The organism is Amycolatopsis sp. NPDC104819 (genome assembly GCF_055583145.1).
The window spans coordinates 1-18,120 of record NZ_JBVJON010000009.1 but is presented as its reverse complement, the minus strand read 5'-3'; the positions used below and the strand labels follow the sequence as shown (position 1 = coordinate 18,120).

The window sequence follows — 18,120 nt, the reverse complement described above, 5'->3', positions numbered from 1 at the left end:
ATCACGATTGCCGGTCCGAGGTTCTGCAGAAGCAATCCACTCACGCAAGCCGCCGTTCGTGCGTGATTGCCTGTGATCCGGGTAGTTACGTCGCATGATCACGTGGGAGGCCAGACCAGTGCACGGTCTGCTGGAAACCGCTCCGCCGAAGCCGCTGCCGCTGCCCCGGTCCACCGCCTCCATCGGGTCCGACCTCCGCACGCTGTACGCGGCGGGCGCGCTCGACCTGCCGCAGCCCGGCACCGGCCGGCTGGTCGGCCGCTGGGCTGCCCTGGCCGCCTTCGGCCGGATCGACCTGACCCTTGCCCGGCTGGCCGAGGGGCACACCGACGCCGTCGCGATCCTCGCCGAGGCCGGCCTGACCCCCGTGCCCGGCGCGCTCTACGGCGTCTGGGCGGCCAAGTCCGGCGGCACCGGCGCGGTCCTCGAAGACGGCAGGCTCGTCGGCATCGTGCGGTTCTGCTCCGGATTGTCGGTGCTGGACCGCGCGGTGGTCGCGGCGGGCGACCGGCTGGTCGACGTCGACCTCACCGACCCGGGCGTGCAGCGGCACCCGGACACCTGGCAGGCGATCGGAATGGACGCCTCCGACAGCGGCGACGTCGTCTTCAACGACATCCTCGTGTCCGCCGACTCCCTCATCGGCCCGCCGGACTGGTATCTCGGACGGCCCGGCTTCGCTCTCGGCGGGGCTGGGGTCGCGGCCGTCTGGCTCGGCGGCGCCGCCGCCGTCGTCGACGGCGTCGTGGCGTATCTGCGCGACACCGGCCGCGCCGACGACCACCAGCTTGCCCACCTGGGCGCGATGTACGCCGCGCTGCGCTCGGCCGAGACGCTGCTGCTGCACGCGGCCGGCACTATCGAGCAGGCCGCCGACCCGTGGCACGTCGCCAGCACGTGCCGCGCCGGGGTGGAGCACGCCGTCCGCGAGATCCTCGACCACGCGCCCCGGCTGACCGGCGCGACCCCGCTCGGCCGCGACCGCCGGTTCGCGCAGCGGCTGGCCGACCTCGGCGTCTACGTCCGCCAGCACCACGCCGAACGCGACCTCGCCGCGCTGGGCCGTCAGGTGCTGGACGCCGGGGAGGCCGTGTGACGCCCGAGTCGGCGTGGACGCGCGAGCTGCCCGAGTGGACCGACGACCCGTTCACCCGCGCGCTGGTCGTCGCCGCCCACCCGGACGACGAAACCCTCGGCGCGAGCGGCCTGCTGCAGCACCTGCACACCGCGGGCACCGCCGTGACGCTCGTGGTGGCCACCGACGGCGAGGCCGCGTTCCCGGACGCCGGCCCGGACGAGCGCCGGGAGCTGGGCCGCACCCGGCGCCGGGAACTGCGGGATTCTCTGCGGGAGCAAGGACTTTCCGGCGTCGAGCCGGTCTGGCTCGGCCTGCCCGACTCGGGTCTCTCTGAGCACGAGGACACGATGACCGAGGCGCTGCGCGAGCGCGCCGAAGGCTGCGATCTCGTGCTGCTGCCGTGGCCGCAGGACCCGCACTCGGACCACCGCGCGGCCGGGCGGGCCGCGCTCGCCGCCGCGCCGGTGTCCGCGCACCGCTGGTCGTACCCGATCTGGCTGTGGCACTGGCGGGACCCCGCGGACGAGGAGCTTCCCTGGCAGCGGGCGCGGTCCTACCGGCTGACCGGCGCCGAGCGTGCCGCGAAGGCCGCCGCCGTCGCGGCGTTCCCGTCCCAGCTTAAGCCCGGGCCGCGGGGTGAGGACCCGATCCTGCCGCCGGAGGTCCGCGCGCACTTCGACCGGCCGGCCGAGACGTTCTTCCGTGAGCCGCCTGTGCGTTCGGCGCCGGTGAGCCGGTTCGCGCAGCTGTATGCCGCCGCCGACGACCCGTGGCACGTCGCGGGCGGCTGGTACGAGCGGCGCAAACGCGCGGTGCTGCTCGCTGCCCTGCCGCGGGAGCACTACGGCACCGTCGTCGAGCCGGGCTGCGGGCTCGGGCTGCTGACCCGTGAACTGGCCGCGCGCTGTGACCGGCTGTACGCCTTCGACCCGGTACCCGACGCCGTCTCCCGGGCAGCTTCCGCGGTCGCCGACCTGTCGCATGTGGACGTCCACGGTGGATCTGTTCCGTCCGGGATCCCGGAGGGACCGGTGGATCTGCTGGTGTACAGCGAACTTCTGTATTATCTCGACGACGCCGATCTCGATGCGACCATCGAAGCGTCGGCTTTAGCGCTGGTACCGGGCGGGGACCTGGTCGCGGTGCACTGGCGGCCGTGGGCCCCGGAGGCGCCTCGCGACGCCGCCGAGGCCCACGAACGGTTGCTCGTGCACCCGGCGTTCGAGCAGGTGGTGGCCCACACCGACGAGGCGTTCCTGCTGCACGTGCTGCGGCGCCGGTGATCACAGCGATCGGCGTGGTCGTCCCGGCCCGGGACGAGCAGGACCTGATCGAGCCGTGCCTGCGCGCGCTCCGGCGGGCGTTGTGGCGGCTGCCTGCCCGGGTCGAGCGGGCGGTGTGCGTAGTCGCCGACCGGTGCGCCGACGACACCGCTCCGCACGCCCGCTCGGTCTTCGACGGCTGGGCAGCCGGCCGCGTCGTGGTCACCGGCCGGCCCCGCACGATCGGCGAAGTCCGCGACCTCGGCGCCCACGCGGTGCGAGCCGAGCTGGCCGGGCACGCGTCCCCGGGAGTGCTGCTACTCAACACCGACGCCGACACACAGGTCGACCCAGGCTGGGCAGCTATGCACCTGAGCCGGGCCGACGGCGGTACCCACGCGGTCACCGGCCCGGCCGAGCTGGCCGGGTCCCTCTCCGGTTCGTACGCGGCGCAGCGCTACCGCGCGGTGGTCGCCGGGGGAGTTAACGTTTACGGCGCCAACCTCGGAGTGCGCGCGGACGCATTCGACACGGTCGGCGGCTTCGGCGTCCGCCGGACCGGAGAGGACCACGACCTGTGGCGACGTCTCAACGAAGCCGGGTACCGGTGCCAGGTAGAACCAGCGGCAAAGGTGCGAACGAGCGCTCGGTTAGTCGGCCGCGCCCCGGACGGCCTCGCGGCGCTCTTGCGCACGCTACGCGATGAACCCTCCGCCTGACCGCAGCAGCCACGACACAGTCGGTAGCGACACCGGATCATGCGAGCGGGGTGTCCGCCAGCGCCTCCGCCAAGTCACCGGGAGTGTCGTAGAGGGCGATAGCGCCGGCCTGGCGCAGCTCGTCGTCACCGAAGCCGCCGGAACGGACAACGATTGCCGGCATCCCGGCCCGCTTGGCCGCCTCGACATCCCAGACCGAATCCCCGACCACCACGCTCGACGCGTCCGCAGGTGCTCCCACATTTTTCAACGCCACGTGCAGCAAATCCGGCGCTGGCTTGGAGGCCTCGACATCGGCGCTGCTCGTCCACGCGTCGGCGAGGTCGCGGGCCTGTAGCTTGTCCAAGAAGACATCCACGTGGCGCTCCTGCGCCGAGCTGGCCAGCACGAGCGGGTGACCGCGGTCTTTGACCGCCACCAGCAGCTCCCGAGCGCCGGGCAACACCGCTATCTCGTCCAGCAGCAGGTCGGCCTCCTCCGCCTGTCGCTGCCGGACCTGCTCACCCACCCGCCGCTCGAGATCCTCACCGCCGATGGCGATGGGAATCTGGTCCCCGCCCATGCCGATCAACCGGTGCAGCCGCCACACCGGCACGGTTTCTCCCACCGACCGCCAGGCGCGGTACCACGCCAGCGCGTGGTGGTAGTTGGAATCGACGAGGGTTCCGTCGATGTCGAGAACGGCGATAGCGGGCGTAGTCATTTACGCTGGTTACCCGCGTATGCCACACGCAATCATACGTCCCCGCACATCCGGGAAATCAGAAACATCCATAGGCGGCACATCGCCCGGCGTCCTGGCTCCTCGCTCACGGACGGGTGCGGACACCGACCGTGAGGCCGAGCAGGTCAAGCTGGGGAATAGGCATCCGACACGGTCCCGTCGTCAAGCGACGGCTTCATCGGTCAGTGATTGTCGCCATGCGAGGAGTCTCAGGTTTACGCGGGATAGCACCATCAACTGTCAAACGACGCCAACCGCTGTCGGCGATCGCGCGTAGTCACACCGGCCCTGCCTGGCAGCCGTCCGCGGGAATCACTTTGGCCCAGGTGGAAGCGCACGGCTCGCTGGTGATCGTGGACACTACCTCGGCGGCGTTCTGTATTGTGGCAACGAGCAACTGGCCGGCCTCGACGGCGGTGATGACGCCGGCGAGGAGCGCGTTACCAGCTGGGAGTTCGTCGGTAGCCGGTTCACCCGGGTGAACGGGTGGGCGGCCTGTGTATTCAACGACCCCACGGGGTATCTGCTCGAAATGGACATTCTCCTGCCGTACCCCGCCGACGATATCACCGGCACCGACCTGGAAGGGCTCTACGCCTACCCCTCAGATCTGACTCAGCCGTGGGTCCGCGTGAACTTCGTCGGCAGCGCGGACGGCGCGGTCACTGTGGACGGCCACTCCCAGAAGCTGTCTGGCAAGGCCGACCGCCGCATTTTCGAGCTGAACCGCGACCTCGCCGACGTCGTCCTCGTCGGAGCGGGCACGGCGACGGCGGAGGAATACGCAGCCATCCGTCCGGGCGAGCTCGACTCCGCGCGGCGGGCACGACACGGCCGGTCACCCGGATTGCCGACGGCGGTCATCAGCAAGCGGTGCTCGATTTCTCCAGATTCACCGTTGTTCGACGACGCCAGCGAACCGACCTTCGTCCTGACCGTCGCGGACGCTCCCGCGCAGCGCAAGGCCGCGCTGGAAGCGGTGGGCGCGATCGTCCTCGACTGCGGAGACATCGAGGTGGAGCCCCAAATTGTGCTTTCTCTGCTGCGGGATCGAGGTCTGCTGCACGTCAACTGCGAGGGCGGACCTGGGCTGTTCGCCTCGTTCATCGCGGCCGACCTGGTTGATGAATTGTGCCTGACAGTGGAACCTCTCCTGGTCGCCGGCGACGCCGGTCGCATCGCTTCCGGTGCCCACCCAGCGGCGCCACGCCCCCTCGAACTCGCCTCACTGATACACGCCGATGGGTCGCTGCTGCTGCGCTACCACCGCAGCCGATGACCACCGGCCACGAGCGGGAGCGGTTGCTGGCGCCCTCGCGCATCTACCTCGAGCCCGCCGCTGCCGAACTCCCGCGTGGTCGCGAGGTACTCGCTCGGTTCCCAGAAGCTACGCGAGTCGAAGTCGATAGCCACTGGCAAATCCCCGAACTGCACGGCGACGAAACCAACGTTCGGCGCTGGGTGCGCATCAAAAGCGAAGCACTTGTCCTGGGGACCAAGAAGTCCTTGACCGCGCGGCCTAACGGCCGCTCCGCCGACTTCATCGCCCCCTCGACATCCAATGGCTGCGCCATGGCGTGCGCCTACTGCTACGTGCCCCGGCGCAAGGGTTACTCCAACCCGATCACCGTTTTTGCCAACATCGAGCAGATCAGCGGCTACCTCGTCCGCCACATCGGCCGCCAAGGCCCCAAGCAAAACGCCAACCAGTGCGACGCCGAAGCCTGGGTGTACGACATCGGCGAAAACTCCGACTGCTCGGTCGACGCCCTCGTCAGCGACAACGTCGCCGACCTCATCGGACTGTTCGCCAGCCAGCCGACTGCAAAAGCGTCGTTCGCAACCAAATTCGTCAACCGCGAACTGCTCACGCTATCTCCCCGTGGCCGCACCAGGATCCGGTTTTCGCTGATGCCCGAGCGGGCGGCGAAGCTGCTGGATCTGCGAACCACACCGGTACCCGGTCGCCTTCTGGCGATCGACGACTTCGTCGACGCGGGATACGAAGTACACGTCAACCTCAGCCCGGTCGTGGTGTACCCCGGTTGGCTGGCGGACTGGGCTCGGTTGCTAACCGATCTCGGCGACGCTGTAGGCGACCGGGCGAAGTCCCAGCTCGCGGCCGAGGTCATCATGCTCACCCACAACCGCGCGCTCCACGAGGTCAACCTCGGTTGGCATCCGAAAGCCGAGCAGCTGCTCTGGCGCCCCGATCTGCAGGAAGCCAAGCGGAGTGAAAGCGGCGGTATCAACGTCCGCTACCGCGCAGGCCACAAGCGGGCATTGCTCGACGAACTTCTTGACCTCATCGCCGTGCACGCTCCCTACCTGCGCGTTCGGTACTCGTTCTGATCGCCGTCACGTCCCCGGACGCAGGTGCTGGCTGGTCCTCCACTCCCGTCGGCCACGCGCCATCCCGATCGGCGACGACTACTTTGCGGAGGTGGGCGGCGACGTCGTGGGAACCTGACCGTCTCCTTCACCTTCGGCGTGCTCACGGAGACCCAAGGGACACTTCATTTCCCGCGGCCACCGTCCTCGGCTGGTGGACGGAGGCACGCTCCGTCCACGCAGGAGTCGTCGACCTCGATCGCAGCCAGCTCTGCCGGTGCTTGAGCCGAACCCGCCGGCGGCAGGGCGTTGGAAACCAGCTCGCCCAGCACACCCGACTCCCTCGCTGCTCCATCGAGCGCGTCAGTACACGCGAATCCGGCACGACAAGCGTGAGATGGCGCACACTCGATCAGAGCGGAGCATGTCGTGAAAGATCACCCGGCCGGGTCATCTTTCACCTTTCCCAGTCTGTGCCTGGATGGCCGTGCGCGTACTGGGTAACCAAGTGCAATGGTCAGCCTCGGGTACTTTCTTTCCTGCGAACAATACGGCCCTCGGGAACTCATCGCGCAGGCGATCGCCGCCGAGCGAGCTGGGTTCGAGCGCCTGTGGATCTCCGACCACTTTCACCCCTGGAACGACGAGCAGGGGCAGAGCCCGTTTGTGTGGTCGGTCATCGGTGCGCTGTCCGAGGCCGTCTCACTGCCGGTGACCACGGCCGTGACCTGCCCCCTCATCCGGATCCACCCCGCCGTGGTCGCCCAGGCCGCGGCAACAGCGGCAGTCCAGCTCGATGGCCGATTCATTCTTGGCGTCGGCTCGGGCGAAGCGCTGAACGAGCACATTCTCGGCGCCCCCTGGCCGTCGGTCGGGAAACGACTGGCGATGCTGGAAGAAGCTGTCGAGCTGATTCGCCTCTTACACGCGGCTGGTATACGAGGCGAAGCAATCAGTCACCGCGGCAAGTTCTACGAGGTGCAGGAAGCCCGCATCTACACCGTTCCCGAGCAGCCGGTGCCCATTTACCTGTCCGGCTTCGGCCCGCAAGCGACCGAGCTCGCTGGGCGTATCGGCGACGGCTTCTGCACCGTGGCGCCGGACAAAGAGCTGATCCGAACGTTCCGCGACGCCGGCGGCGGAAGCAAGCCCGTCCAGGCCGGTATGAAGGTCGCATGGGGCAGCGATCGGGAACGCGCCCTGGCCGACGCCCACCGGCTCTGGCCCAACGAGGTCCTCGGCGGCCAGCTGGCCCAGATCTTGCCGCGCCCCCAAGACTTCGAAGCAGCTACCGCCCCGATCAGCCGTAATGAGATAGCCAAGGCGATCGTGTGCGGGAACGACCCGCGCGACCACATCGATCGTGTTCGCGACTACGTCGACGCCGGCGCCGACGAAATCTACGTGCAGCAGATCGGCCCAGATTTTGATGCCTTCTTCCGCGGCTGGCAGGAGCATGTCATCCCCACTTTCCGCTGAGTGCAAGTAACCATGACCGACAATGCCGGAAGCCCGGCCATGTTCGGCAAGATCGCCATCGGCGCCGTCGTAGGCAATGAAGCCGGCGCCCACAAGATCGTCGCCGACCTGTTCCAGGCCTCAACGACACCGGTTTCTCTATCCCGGCTCAAGGGTGCACGTACTGGAATGGCCAGGCGATGCACACCTCTGACTACAACGATCTCTACGAACCCCTGGATGCGGTCGCATGGACCAACGCAACGGCCGCCCGTAACGCCGTCCACCTCGCCCGATTGCTGCGCGCCCAGCCGTACTCCGCTGGGTGAGCGGCGGTGCTCCCGGCAACCGGGCCGGCCGTACCGCCGCAACCCTGTTCCTCTCAGTCAGTCCACCAAGACCGGTCCGGAGGCCTACGATGCAGCAGGACGCGTTTGAACGAGTCCGGGTAGCGGACGACCTGGAGGTGGCCACTCGTCCGGGCCACTGGGCCGCTGGCGAGGCGCACTACCTCTACCACGAAATCTTCACCCACGACGACTATCTGCGAGATCTTCCCGCTTTGAGACCGGACGCGGTGGTCGTCGACGCCGGTGCCAACATCGGGCTGTTCGCGGTGCGCGTGACCCGGGAATGTCCCGACGTCCGGCTCATCGCCGTGGAGCCGGTCCCGTCGACGTGTGCGCTCCTGCGTGTCAACGTCGCGCGCCTGGTCCACGGCTCGGTGCGCGTTGTCGAAGCAGCACTCGGCGACCGCCGCGGGCGGACGACACTAACGGTCTACCGGCACCTGCCAGCCAACTCGACGTCTCGGCCCGAGGAGAAACCCGCGGACTGGGTGGCGGCTATGCGGAAAACCCAGCCGGACTCGGGATCGGCCGACGAGATGCTGAGCACCGGCCTTGTCGAGGTCGACGTCGTCCCCCTCTCCGGCCTGCTGCCGCCGGCCGGCCGGATCGATCTGGTCAAAGTGGATGTCGAGGGGGCGGAACTAGAGGTACTGCAGGGTATCGACGACCACGACTGGCTGCGTATCGACGCCCTCGTCATCGAGGTGCACGACGTCACGGGCCGGCTGGAGAAGATCGAAGATCTACTTACGCGACACGATTTCGAGTGCGCGGTGCGGACGCCGGCGATGATGCCCGCCAGCCTCCGGCACTACATCGTCACCGCGCGGCGAACCTGACCGCCATCACCGCCAGCGGGCGAAGAACCCCGCCAACGTCCGGGCCCGATCGACGTCGTCGACAGCAAGCCACTGCCGACCGAAGGCGCGCTCGATGATCTCACCGCACTCGAAGCGTGCGGACCACCGGCGGGCCCGGCCAGCGACTCGCGTCGATCTCGCCACCGCCCACAGTTCGCCCTCGTGAACCAGGTCGACCCGGCCGGCATCGGACTCCGCGATCAGCGCGACTGCGCGTTCCACCGCTTGCGCGGGCAGGGGTCGGTGGACTTCGAAACGGACTCGGGCCCGGCGGAGCTGATCGTCGGTCCACGGCGCGGTACGCACCGCGCAGGCGTAGGTCTGCAGCAGGCGCTCGTCCGTGGCCGGAAAGCGTATCGCGAGATCACGGTGCGTCTGCCGTAGCAAGGAATGTACAGTTCGTACGCCGTAGTCGAACGAGCCACCGGGATCGACGTCCACAAGAACGTCGGGGATCAGACCGGGAAGCGGCGCACCGCGAGTGGAAGGTTCGGGGATCAACGCGGCCAGGCGGGCGCTCTGATGCTCCATGACCTCGGCGTCCTCGCTTCGGCCGGCCCAGTCCGGGCCGTCGTGCCATGCGACCGCGTCTCGCTCGTGCACAAGCACCGCGCCCGCGTTCCAGGCCCGGTAGGCGAAGTCCCAGTCCTCCCCGCCATAGCCAACGAATCGCTCGTCGAATCCGCCCACATCGTGGAATAGGGTGCGCCGGCAGGCCAGCACGGCACCGATCACGAAGCGGAAGCTGCGGCCGTCAGCGTGCAACAGGTTTTCCGACGCAGCGTAGGCATCTGTCAACCAGTCCGGCTCCGGCAGCGCAACAGCGGCGTCAGGGCTCTCGTCATCGGCCAGCTCAGCGAACGAGGCGTGTCGGCGGCGGCCTACCGCCAGAACATCCGGACTCAACGCGGCGTGCCGCACGATTTCCTCGATGTAACCCGTCTCCGGTACGGTGTCCGCGTCGAGGAAGACCAGCACCTCACCGGTACTCTGCTCGACGGCCAGATTTCGGGCCGCGCCGGCGCGAAAACCTTCGTCCGGCTGGCTGACGACCATGGTTTCGACGCCGGGCACAGCGAAGTCCGGGATGCGCGCGGACCCGTCGTCAGCCAGCACGACCTGCCGTGGCCGCAAGCTCTGGCGTCGTAACGCGGACGCCATGCGGCCGAGCAGGTGGTGCTGCTCGTAGTGGGTCACGATCACCGTCACCGTCGGCGCCTGCCGCGGGTAGCCGCTTAAGAGGTCCCAGCGGTTATGCGGGATCAAGACGTCGGTGAGCACGAAGCCGCTCCGTTCGTAGAGAGCGTGCGCCGGTAGAGCGCGAGGTGTTCGGCGCCGACGTCACACCAGCTCGGATAGCAGGTCAACCGCGTTTCTCGCGCGTCGCCGAGAGCGCGGGCGGTTCTCTCCGCCAGTTCGTCCGAAGTCCCTGCCAGTGCGAGGTTTCCCGGATAGCGGTGCTCGATCTCCCGGCTGTAGGGACCTGCCCAGGTGACAGGCCGCCGCCGACACGACAACCAGGACAACAGCGAGCCGCTGGCGCTGACGTCGCGGTTGAGTACAAGCGGCACTCCGGCCGCGCGCGCGACAGACGCGAACCTCGACTCCGACAGATGCCCCGTCACGACGAACGGAACCTGCCGGGCCTCGGCGTGAGCTTGAAGCTCATCGGCCAGGTCACTGTGCCCGTCGCTCGGGCCGCCCGCGGCGATCACACGGGGAGCGTCTTCGGATCGGCGACAACCCACGACGGCGGCCAGGTCGATCGCCTCGCGGTGACCTTTGCCGGGGTAGAGGTAGCCGAGGACGACCAGCGACGTACCCACCTCGTTCGGTACGCGGCTGGTGGTATCCGAGGGCTCGGGAGGTAGCGGCAGGTCGATGAGGTGCGCCGGCTTGTCGGTGAGGCTGCTGACCTTGGCGGCTTCGTGTTCGGCGGAGACGATCACCGCATCGCTGGCTCCGAGGACTGCGGCATAGCCGGCGCACCGCGCGAGGGACCGCCGGTCACAACCCGCGGGGTCGGGAACGTCGTGGACGGTCACCACGAGCGGACGTTGCGCACGAGCCGCCCAATCGCAGTATGCGCGGGCGGCCTCGTCGATGGTGCGGCCAAACAACGCGTCGGTGAAGTGGGCGTGCGTCAGGTGCGGCTCGTGCTCGACCGGCGTCACTCCGTGGGCTGCACACAGCAGTGCCACCGACCGGGCGTGGCGGACGACTCCGTGACCGCTCGGCCCGGGCGCATAGGTGCGTACCTTCACCGGGCGCCGCTCGTCGGAGCGTCGATGCGGGTCACCTTGCGGTAGACCGCGGAGTGAGCGGCGATGATCTCGTTCCGTCCAGCTTCACGCCGGCGAGGATCGGCGCGCCATAGTGGCCTGCGGTGGTAGGCCTCCCGCACCGCGCGATCGAGGCTAGGCCGGTCCACCTCGGTCTCGCTGCGGTGATACAGCAGACACGGCGCCTGCTCGTCGAAGAATCCGCAGTCCGGTGCCAGCACAGTGGTGCCGAGGTCATGGCAGGCCTCCAACCATCCCGAATGAGTGCCGAACTTGTGCGGGAGGACGGAGACGTCGAGGCTTTCGAGGTAGTCGAACAACTCGTCGTCGGAAAACCGCGGCCGCACGGTGACCGGCACCCCGCGGCGCCGAAGCGCCGCGGCGGCCTTCAGCCCGCCCTCATCATCGTGGGCGTGCACTATCAGCCGAGCCCCTGGCAGCGTCGCCACCGTGCGAGCGAGCTGCTCGGCGATGACCACGGCGTCGCAGTTGGCGCGCATGCTCTTCGCGTGGACACCGACGGAGAACGACTCGCCCGTGCGCAAGGGGGTCGCCCGGCTGGCGCGGACCGGATCCACGACGTGCGGATGCGCAATCACCTCCGCGGTGCGGCCCCACTCGCGTGCGATCACTGCGGCCGCTCCCGCGGTGAGAGTCAGCACCGCCTCGGCCGCGGGCACCAGCCCGTCCAGTGCGGCGCGGTGCGGGGCGGGGTCGGTCTGATGCGGGTTGCGCAGGTCGTGGACGGTGAGCACCAAAGGCCTCCCCAGCTCCCGAAGGGCCTGGACCATCGACCGGAGCTGTGCTGCGGACCGGTGCTCGTAGCCGAAGTGCACGTGCAGCAGGTCGAACCGAGCGTGGTGTGCGCGCAGCCACGAGGGCTCCAGCGAGGGGTGGGGCCACCATTGGCCGCGCGGCGCTCCGGGCACCGGTGGATCAGCCAGCACCTGAAAATCCGGATTCTCCCGCCCGTCGGAGACATTACGAACATAAGAATGGCCTGCTGGAATCGCGGCAACCTTCAACGGCCTGTTCACTGTACCCGGTTATCCACTTTTCCGGCGGCTAAACATCACGCAGTCGCGATTCACCCGATCCTCGTCAAAAGCTAGGTCAGTTGCCCAGTGCCCTCCATGATGGTCACCATGGATCGTGGCCGCTTCAACCATTTTCGAGGGTTCTACGAAGGAGTACCGGACAGCGAGCCGATCGCGTTGGTGCTGGGGAACTGCCAGGCCGAGTCAGTTCGCATCGTTCTCGCCACTTCCCCCTCGTTTCCCGCCGCGCTGGTTCGGGTACCTCCGGTACACGAGCTCACGATCCGCGACTTGGCTCCCCTTCACCGTCTTCTCGAGCGAACGGAAATATTACTGACTCAGCCCGTTCAGGCGGGATACCGCGGTCTGCCCATCGGCACCGACCAGCTCCGCATGCGTCTTCGGCCCTCCGCGCGCGTGGTGCGTTTTCCGATCATCCGCTACGGCGGGCTGCACCCCTACACCGTCATCGTGCGACACCCCGATGACCCGTCGGCGGTACCACCTGTCGTGCCCTATCACGACCTGCGGCTGTTGGCCGAGCTGGCAGGTCGCACCACTCGAGCGGCCGGCGCCCCGGACCCGCAAGCGGTGCGGGCGGTGGCGGAACTGTCGATCGCGGAACTGCGGAGAAGGGAGCGAACGCAGACCGACGTGGCCGTTTCCGACCTGCTAGTGCCGTCGGGTGCGCATGCCGTGCGCACGCCGAACCACCCCGGGAACCCGGTGGTGCTCGGCTTAGTCCACCGGATTCAGGAGGCGCTCGGTCTTCCACAGGACGCGGCGGACCCAGGACGCCCACTGCTGAACGACATCCACGCTCCACTGATCGCCGAGGTCATCACCACGTGGGGGCTGGATACCGAGGCCCGGCCCCGGTGGGTGGTCACCGGTGAGGTGGTGAGCGAACAGACCCTGCAGAAGGAGCACAGGCGGTGGTACACGCAACACCCGCAGTGGATCGAGGCCGGAGTGAACCGGCATCGGGACCAGCTGTCCCTGCTTGGTCTGTAAGTCCGGAGCAGGCTCACCTGGCACACGCCGGAGAATCGCTTTCCATCGGGCTGGTCGCTTCGGCGCGCTATCCCATCCGGGAACCGTTCGCGGGTGGCCTGGAGGCGCACACGTGGCAGCTGGCGACGGGGCTGCGGAAGCGAGGCCACCGGGTGACCGTCTTCGGCGGGACGGGGTCCGATCCCGCACTCGAAGTCCGTTCGATGCCGGTTCTGCCGACCCTGTCAGCCCACGCACGGCTCGACGTCAGCATGCCCGCCGACTACTTCATCGCCGAGCACCACGCCTATCTGGGGTTGATGCTCGACCTCGGAGTGACCGCCGAGTGCGACGTGGTGCACAACAACTCCCTGCACTACCTGCCGATTGCCATGGCGGCGACGCTGCCCACGCCGATGTTGACTACCTTGCATACTCCGCCGACTCCGTGGTTGGAGTCAGCTATCCGCCTGCGCTCGGCCGGAGTGAACCGGTTCGCGGCCGTCAGCACCCACACCGCGCGGCAGTGGTCGGGCCTCGTGTCCGCGATTTCGGTGATCCATAACGGCGTCGACCTGGAGCGGTGGACTCCCGGTGCTGGCGGTGCGTCCCCTGTCTGGTTCGGCCGTCTGGTTCCGGAGAAAGGACCGGAACTCGCCATCGAAGCCGCGCGTGCGGCGGGAACCGGGCTCCGGCTGGCCGGGCCACGCCCCGACGCGGAGTACTTTCGGGATCGGGTCGAACCGCTGCTGGGCGGGGACGTGGAGTACCTGGGACATCTGACCCATATCGATCTCGTGCGGCTGGTCGGCTCGGCGAGCGTCGCCGTGGTCTCCCCGCGGTGGGAGGAACCCTACGGGCTGGTCGTCGCCGAAGCGCTGGCGTGCGGCACACCGGTCGCGGGGTTCGCGCGGGGTGCGCTGCCAGAGATCCTCGACGCACACACCGGCGTCTTGGCCGATCCCGATGACGTCTCCGGCCTCGCTGCGGCAATCACCTCTGCTGCTGCGCTAGACCGCGTCGCAGCGCGACGACGAGCGGAAGCCACGTGCTCGGTGGACCGGATGGTCGACGGCTACGTACGGATCTACCAGGAGCTGCGGCCATGATCGCCTACTACATCCATCACCACGGCTCTGGGCACCTCCGGCGCGCCACCGCCATCGCCGCCCACCTCGACGACGAGCTGCTGGGGTTCTCCAGCCTGCTCGAGCCGCCCGGCTGGCCGGGCCGATGGACCACATTGCCCGGCGATGCCGACGGCGTAGACACCGACCGTGACGACGTCACCGCAGGCGCCACTTTGCACTGGGTCCCCCGTCACCACGCCGGTCTGCGCGACCGGATGGCGTTGATCAGCGCCGAACTGCGGCGGTACGCGATCCGACTGCTGGTGGCCGACGTCTCGGTCGAGATCGCGCTGCTGGCCCGCCTGCACGGGGTACCCGTGGTCGTCGTCGCTCAGCCGGGACGACGCACAGACCGGTCCCACCGGATGGCTTACGACCTGGCCGAGGCGATCATTGCACCTTGGCCGCGGCGGCCTGCGCCGGACTGGCCGGGCCGATGGCTGGACAAGACCATCCACACGGGCGCTTTTTCCCGTTTCGACGGGCGCACCCCGGCCCCGGCCAGCGCGTCCCGGCGCGTACTGGTGCTGTGGGGGGCCGGCGGACTGGCGGTGTCCTCCACACAACTTCACGCGGCCGCAGCGGCCACCCCGGCGTGGCAGTGGGACATCGCGGGCCCGCTTCGCCCCGGCGAGTCATCGGAGAACCCCCCAGCCAACCTGCACCACCACGGCTGGGTAACCGATCCGTGGCCGTTGCTGGCCGAGGCGGAGGTGGTGATCACCCACGCCGGCCAGAACGCCCTCGCCGAGGTCGCGGCCGCCCACCGGCCCGCCATCGTCATCCCCCAGCCCCGGCCGTTCGGAGAGCAGGAAGCCACCGCCGAGGCATTGATCCGGTCGGAGCTGGGCGTGGTCCTCCCGGGCTGGCCCGCGCCCGCGCGGTGGTCCGATGTGCTGGCGGAGGCCCGAGCCCGGGGTGGGGACTGGACGACCTGGTCGTCAGGGGACGGGGCGTCGCGTGCCGCCGCCGCGCTCCGCGACCTGGCAGGGCCGCGGTGACCGGCTCGCCGCGCAGCGCCGTCATCACCATCGCGGCCGGACGGGACGCGCACCTGCTACGGCAGCGCGAGGCGCTGGCCGCCACCGATGCGGACCTGCACGTCATCGTCGGCATGGGCGAGCATCCTTGGTTGCGGCCCTGCCCGTCGGCGCCGGCTTTGGCGCCGGTCGCGGTGCCTTCGGGCCAGGGCGGGCTGCCCTTGGCCGCCGCTCGCAACGCGGGCGCGCGCGCAGCGATCGATCTAGGAGCCGAGCTGTTGATCTTCCTCGACGTCGACTGCATTCCCGGCCCCGGTGCGTTGACCCATTACCTCGCCGCTGCGCCCCGGGTCCCACCGGCGACACTTCTGTGCGGGCCGGTGGCGTACCTTCCACCACCCCCAAGCGGCGGATATCCCGAGCCGCACGAACTCCCGAGACTCGCGCGACCGCACGAAGGCCGGCCGGCGCCCGGCGCAGGCGAGATCGTCTTCGACGATGAGCGGTTCGAGCTGTTCTGGTCATTGTCCTTCGCGCTCTCACGCGACGACTGGAACCGCTTCGGCGGGTTCTGCGAGCACTTCGTCGGCTACGGCGCCGAAGACACCGACTTCGCGCTCCGAGCAGCCGAACGTGGCGCTCGGCTCGCCTGGGTTGGCGGCGCAACCGCCTACCACCAGTACCACCCGCCCAGCCGTCACGAGCCGCGCCACGTCCGCGAGCTGGTGGCCAACGCCCGCCTGTTCCACCGCCGACACGGGTTCTGGCCGATGGCCGACTGGCTGGTCGAGCTCGACCAGGCAGGCGCGGTCCGGTTCGACCGCGCTCACAACACCCTCCGCCTGCTCCCCGGGTTCGGCGACCGGCTCGTCACCCGCCAAGTCTTGTGAGGACACAGTATGTTTGCTCGTCACGTCGCCGTCATCGGAACCGGATACGTCGGACTGACCACCGGGGCCTGCCTGGCCTCGCTGGGCCACACCGTGGTGTGCGCCGACTCGGATCGGGTCAAGGTCCGCCGGTTGCGCGCCGGCCAGGTCGACATCCTGGAACCCGGGCTGGCCGACTTGGTCGCTGACGGCACCGCCGCGGGCCGGCTCACCTGGGTCACCGACACCGCCACCGCGTTCGCACGATCCCGCCCCCAGGTGGAGCTGGTTTTTCTCTGCGTGCCGACGCCGATGGGAGCCGGCGGCCTGGCCGATCTCAGCATCCTCGAGGCGGTCGTCGCCGAGCTCCGTCCCCTCTTACCATCAGGATGTGTCCTGGTCACGAAGTCCACGGTGCCCGTCGGCACCGCGTCGCGGCTGACGCTGCTGCTGGACCGGCCGGACGTCGCGGTGGTGTCGAACCCGGAGTTCTTGCGCGAAGGCACGGCAGTGCACGACTTCCTGCACCCGGACCGCATCGTGGTCGGCGCGAACCAGCCGGACGCTGCCGAGCGGGTTGCGGAACTCTACGCATCACTGGACACGCCCAGTGTGCTGACCGACAGTGCGTCGGCTGAGCTCGTCAAGTACGCCGCCAACTGCTTTCTGGCGATGAAACTGTCCTACGTCAACGCGGTCGCCGAGCTGTGCGACCGTGTGGGAGCGGACATCCGTGACGTCACCGAAGGAATGGGGCACGATCCCCGGATCGGCGGGGACTTCCTGGCACCCGGCCCGGGCTGGGGCGGTTCCTGCTTGCCGAAGGACACCTCGGCGCTGCTGCAGCTGGCCGACTCTGCCGACTTCGAGTTTCGGCTTGTCCGGGCGGCCATCGACACCAACACCCGCCAGCACAAACGGATGGTCGACAAGATCCGCATAGCCGTGACAGGCAGCCAGGCCGGCTCGCTCAGCAAGGTGCGGCTCGCCTTGCTGGGCCTGACTTTCAAAGCCGGCACCGACGACCTGCGGGACTCGCCGGCCTTGGCGGTTGCGGCGCTGCTGCGGCAAGCAGGGGCCGACCTCGTCGCGTTCGACCCGGCGGTGTCCCCGGCTGACGAGCGGACAGCGCACTTCCCATTCACCGTGGTGAGTGACGCACTCCAGGCGGCGAGTGGAGCCGACGCCGTCGTCGTTCTCACCGAATGGCCAGAATTTCGACACCTGGACTGGGTCCGCCTGGCTAAGTCCGTGCGCACGCGGACCATCATCGATACCCGCAACCTGCTCGATCCGGCCGTACTGGCCAGGGCGGGGTTCAGCTGGACCGGTCTGGGCCGGCTTGCCTGGACCGCAGGCTCAGCGGATGACGCGCACACTGCCGTTCCGACGCCGCCCCCGGCCGGACGCGCTCTCATCCGCTCAGCGGGCACGCTTCCATGACCGCCGAGCGGTCTGTCGCCCAGCCGAGCGTTTGACCAGGCCGGCATCGGGTAAGCGGGCAAGACCGAGAAAGCCGATCAAACTACATGCCTCGCAGGGTGTCAAAAAGGAGCGTTGTGACGCAGATCCGACCCGAACCGACCACCACCGACGCCGGCATCCCCGTCGAAAGCGACGAGCACTCCCTCACGATCGGCCCCGACGGCCCGATCCTGCTGCAGGACAACTACCTCATCGAGCAGATGGCGCAGTTCAACCGCGAACGCGTCCCCGAGCGCCAGCCGCACGCGAAGGGCAGCGGCGCGTTCGGGCGGTTCGAGGTGACCGGCGACGTCAGCGCGTACACCAAGGCCGCCGTCTTCCAGCCGGGCGTGCGGACCGACCTGCTGGTCCGGTTCTCCACCGTCGCCGGCGAGCGGGGCAGCCCCGACACCTGGCGCGACCCGCGCGGTTTCGCGGTGAAGTTCTACACGACCGAGGGCAACTACGACATGGTCGGGAACAACACCCCGGTCTTCTTCATCCGCGATCCGCTGAAGTTCCAGCACTTCATCCGGTCGCAGAAGCGCCGCGCCGACAACAACCTGCGCGACCACGACATGCA

Annotated in this window: 17 protein-coding genes; 13 read left to right on the top strand and 4 right to left on the bottom strand. The window is 68.9% G+C overall.

What is annotated here, in order from left to right:
• The first annotated feature begins 94 nt into the window (after positions 1 to 94).
• From ACZ63E_RS28185 to ACZ63E_RS28175, 3 genes are read left to right on the top strand one after another with little or no spacing between them, the layout of a single operon-like run.
• Positions 95 to 1,096, top strand: a complete 1,002-nt coding sequence (locus tag ACZ63E_RS28185) for an acyl-CoA dehydrogenase family protein (RefSeq protein WP_465339124.1) — start codon at positions 95 to 97, stop codon at positions 1,094 to 1,096.
• Positions 1,093 to 2,361: a bifunctional PIG-L family deacetylase/class I SAM-dependent methyltransferase gene (locus ACZ63E_RS28180; protein ID WP_465339123.1), complete on the top strand. Its 1,269-nt coding sequence runs from the start codon at positions 1,093 to 1,095 to the stop codon at positions 2,359 to 2,361. The genes ACZ63E_RS28185 and ACZ63E_RS28180 overlap by 4 nt, the downstream gene beginning before the upstream one ends.
• Positions 2,358 to 3,059 (top strand): glycosyltransferase family 2 protein, encoded by a 702-nt coding sequence (locus ACZ63E_RS28175; RefSeq protein ID WP_465339122.1) that lies wholly within the window; start codon positions 2,358 to 2,360, stop codon positions 3,057 to 3,059. The genes ACZ63E_RS28180 and ACZ63E_RS28175 overlap by 4 nt, the downstream gene beginning before the upstream one ends.
• Positions 3,060 to 3,096: 37 nt before the next feature.
• On the opposite strand, the gene ACZ63E_RS28170 is transcribed toward ACZ63E_RS28175, so the two are convergent.
• Positions 3,097 to 3,762 (bottom strand): HAD family hydrolase, encoded by a 666-nt coding sequence (locus tag ACZ63E_RS28170; RefSeq protein ID WP_465339121.1) that lies wholly within the window; start codon positions 3,760 to 3,762, stop codon positions 3,097 to 3,099.
• 553 nt (positions 3,763 to 4,315) lie between these two features.
• On the opposite strand from ACZ63E_RS28170, the gene ACZ63E_RS28165 reads away from it, so the two are divergent.
• From ACZ63E_RS28165 to ACZ63E_RS28150, 4 genes are all read left to right on the top strand, one after another.
• Complete coding sequence (locus tag ACZ63E_RS28165) at positions 4,316 to 5,062, top strand: pyrimidine reductase family protein (protein ID WP_465339120.1); 747 nt, start codon at positions 4,316 to 4,318, stop codon at positions 5,060 to 5,062.
• Entirely contained in the window at positions 5,059 to 6,135 is a 1,077-nt protein-coding gene (locus tag ACZ63E_RS28160; RefSeq protein WP_465339119.1) for a spore photoproduct lyase family protein, read from the top strand. Before ACZ63E_RS28165 ends, ACZ63E_RS28160 begins: the two co-directional genes overlap by 4 nt.
• Positions 6,136 to 6,627: 492 nt before the next feature.
• Positions 6,628 to 7,593 (top strand): TIGR03557 family F420-dependent LLM class oxidoreductase, encoded by a 966-nt coding sequence (locus tag ACZ63E_RS28155; protein WP_465339117.1) that lies wholly within the window; start codon positions 6,628 to 6,630, stop codon positions 7,591 to 7,593.
• A gap of 397 nt (positions 7,594 to 7,990) precedes the next feature.
• The gene (locus ACZ63E_RS28150; protein ID WP_465339115.1) at positions 7,991 to 8,761 is read left to right on the top strand and encodes an FkbM family methyltransferase; all 771 of its coding nucleotides are present in this window, start codon (positions 7,991 to 7,993) and stop codon (positions 8,759 to 8,761) included.
• Positions 8,762 to 8,767: 6 nt separating this feature from the next.
• On the opposite strand, the gene ACZ63E_RS28145 is transcribed toward ACZ63E_RS28150, so the two are convergent.
• The 3 genes from ACZ63E_RS28145 to ACZ63E_RS28135 form a co-directional block, all read right to left on the bottom strand.
• Complete coding sequence (locus tag ACZ63E_RS28145; RefSeq protein ID WP_465339114.1) at positions 8,768 to 10,063, bottom strand: glycosyltransferase family 2 protein; 1,296 nt, start codon at positions 10,061 to 10,063, stop codon at positions 8,768 to 8,770.
• A complete protein-coding gene (locus ACZ63E_RS28140) occupies positions 10,045 to 10,956 on the bottom strand; it encodes a glycosyltransferase family protein (protein WP_465339113.1) in 912 nt (303 codons plus the stop codon). Before ACZ63E_RS28140 ends, ACZ63E_RS28145 begins: the two co-directional genes overlap by 19 nt.
• 86 nt (positions 10,957 to 11,042) lie before the next feature.
• Positions 11,043 to 12,089 (bottom strand): glycosyltransferase family protein, encoded by a 1,047-nt coding sequence (locus ACZ63E_RS28135; protein WP_465339112.1) that lies wholly within the window; start codon positions 12,087 to 12,089, stop codon positions 11,043 to 11,045.
• 108 nt (positions 12,090 to 12,197) lie between these two features.
• Here ACZ63E_RS28135 and ACZ63E_RS28130 point away from each other — a divergent pair, with 108 nt between their 5' ends.
• The 6 genes from ACZ63E_RS28130 to ACZ63E_RS28105 form a co-directional block, all read left to right on the top strand.
• Positions 12,198 to 13,115, top strand: a complete 918-nt coding sequence (locus ACZ63E_RS28130) for a WcbI family polysaccharide biosynthesis putative acetyltransferase (protein ID WP_465339111.1) — start codon at positions 12,198 to 12,200, stop codon at positions 13,113 to 13,115.
• Between the two features lie 17 nt (positions 13,116 to 13,132).
• The gene (locus tag ACZ63E_RS28125; protein ID WP_465339458.1) at positions 13,133 to 14,203 is read left to right on the top strand and encodes a glycosyltransferase; all 1,071 of its coding nucleotides are present in this window, start codon (positions 13,133 to 13,135) and stop codon (positions 14,201 to 14,203) included.
• Positions 14,200 to 15,225: a glycosyltransferase gene (locus ACZ63E_RS28120; RefSeq protein ID WP_465339110.1), complete on the top strand. Its 1,026-nt coding sequence runs from the start codon at positions 14,200 to 14,202 to the stop codon at positions 15,223 to 15,225. The genes ACZ63E_RS28125 and ACZ63E_RS28120 overlap by 4 nt, the downstream gene beginning before the upstream one ends.
• Entirely contained in the window at positions 15,222 to 16,094 is an 873-nt protein-coding gene (locus ACZ63E_RS28115; protein WP_465339108.1) for a glycosyltransferase family 2 protein, read from the top strand. The genes ACZ63E_RS28120 and ACZ63E_RS28115 overlap by 4 nt, the downstream gene beginning before the upstream one ends.
• Before the next feature lie 9 nt (positions 16,095 to 16,103).
• Entirely contained in the window at positions 16,104 to 17,516 is a 1,413-nt protein-coding gene (locus ACZ63E_RS28110) for a UDP-glucose dehydrogenase family protein (RefSeq protein ID WP_465339107.1), read from the top strand.
• 116 nt (positions 17,517 to 17,632) lie between these two features.
• A partial coding sequence (locus ACZ63E_RS28105) for a catalase (RefSeq protein ID WP_465339106.1) occupies positions 17,633 to 18,120 on the top strand: 488 nt, incomplete at its 3' end.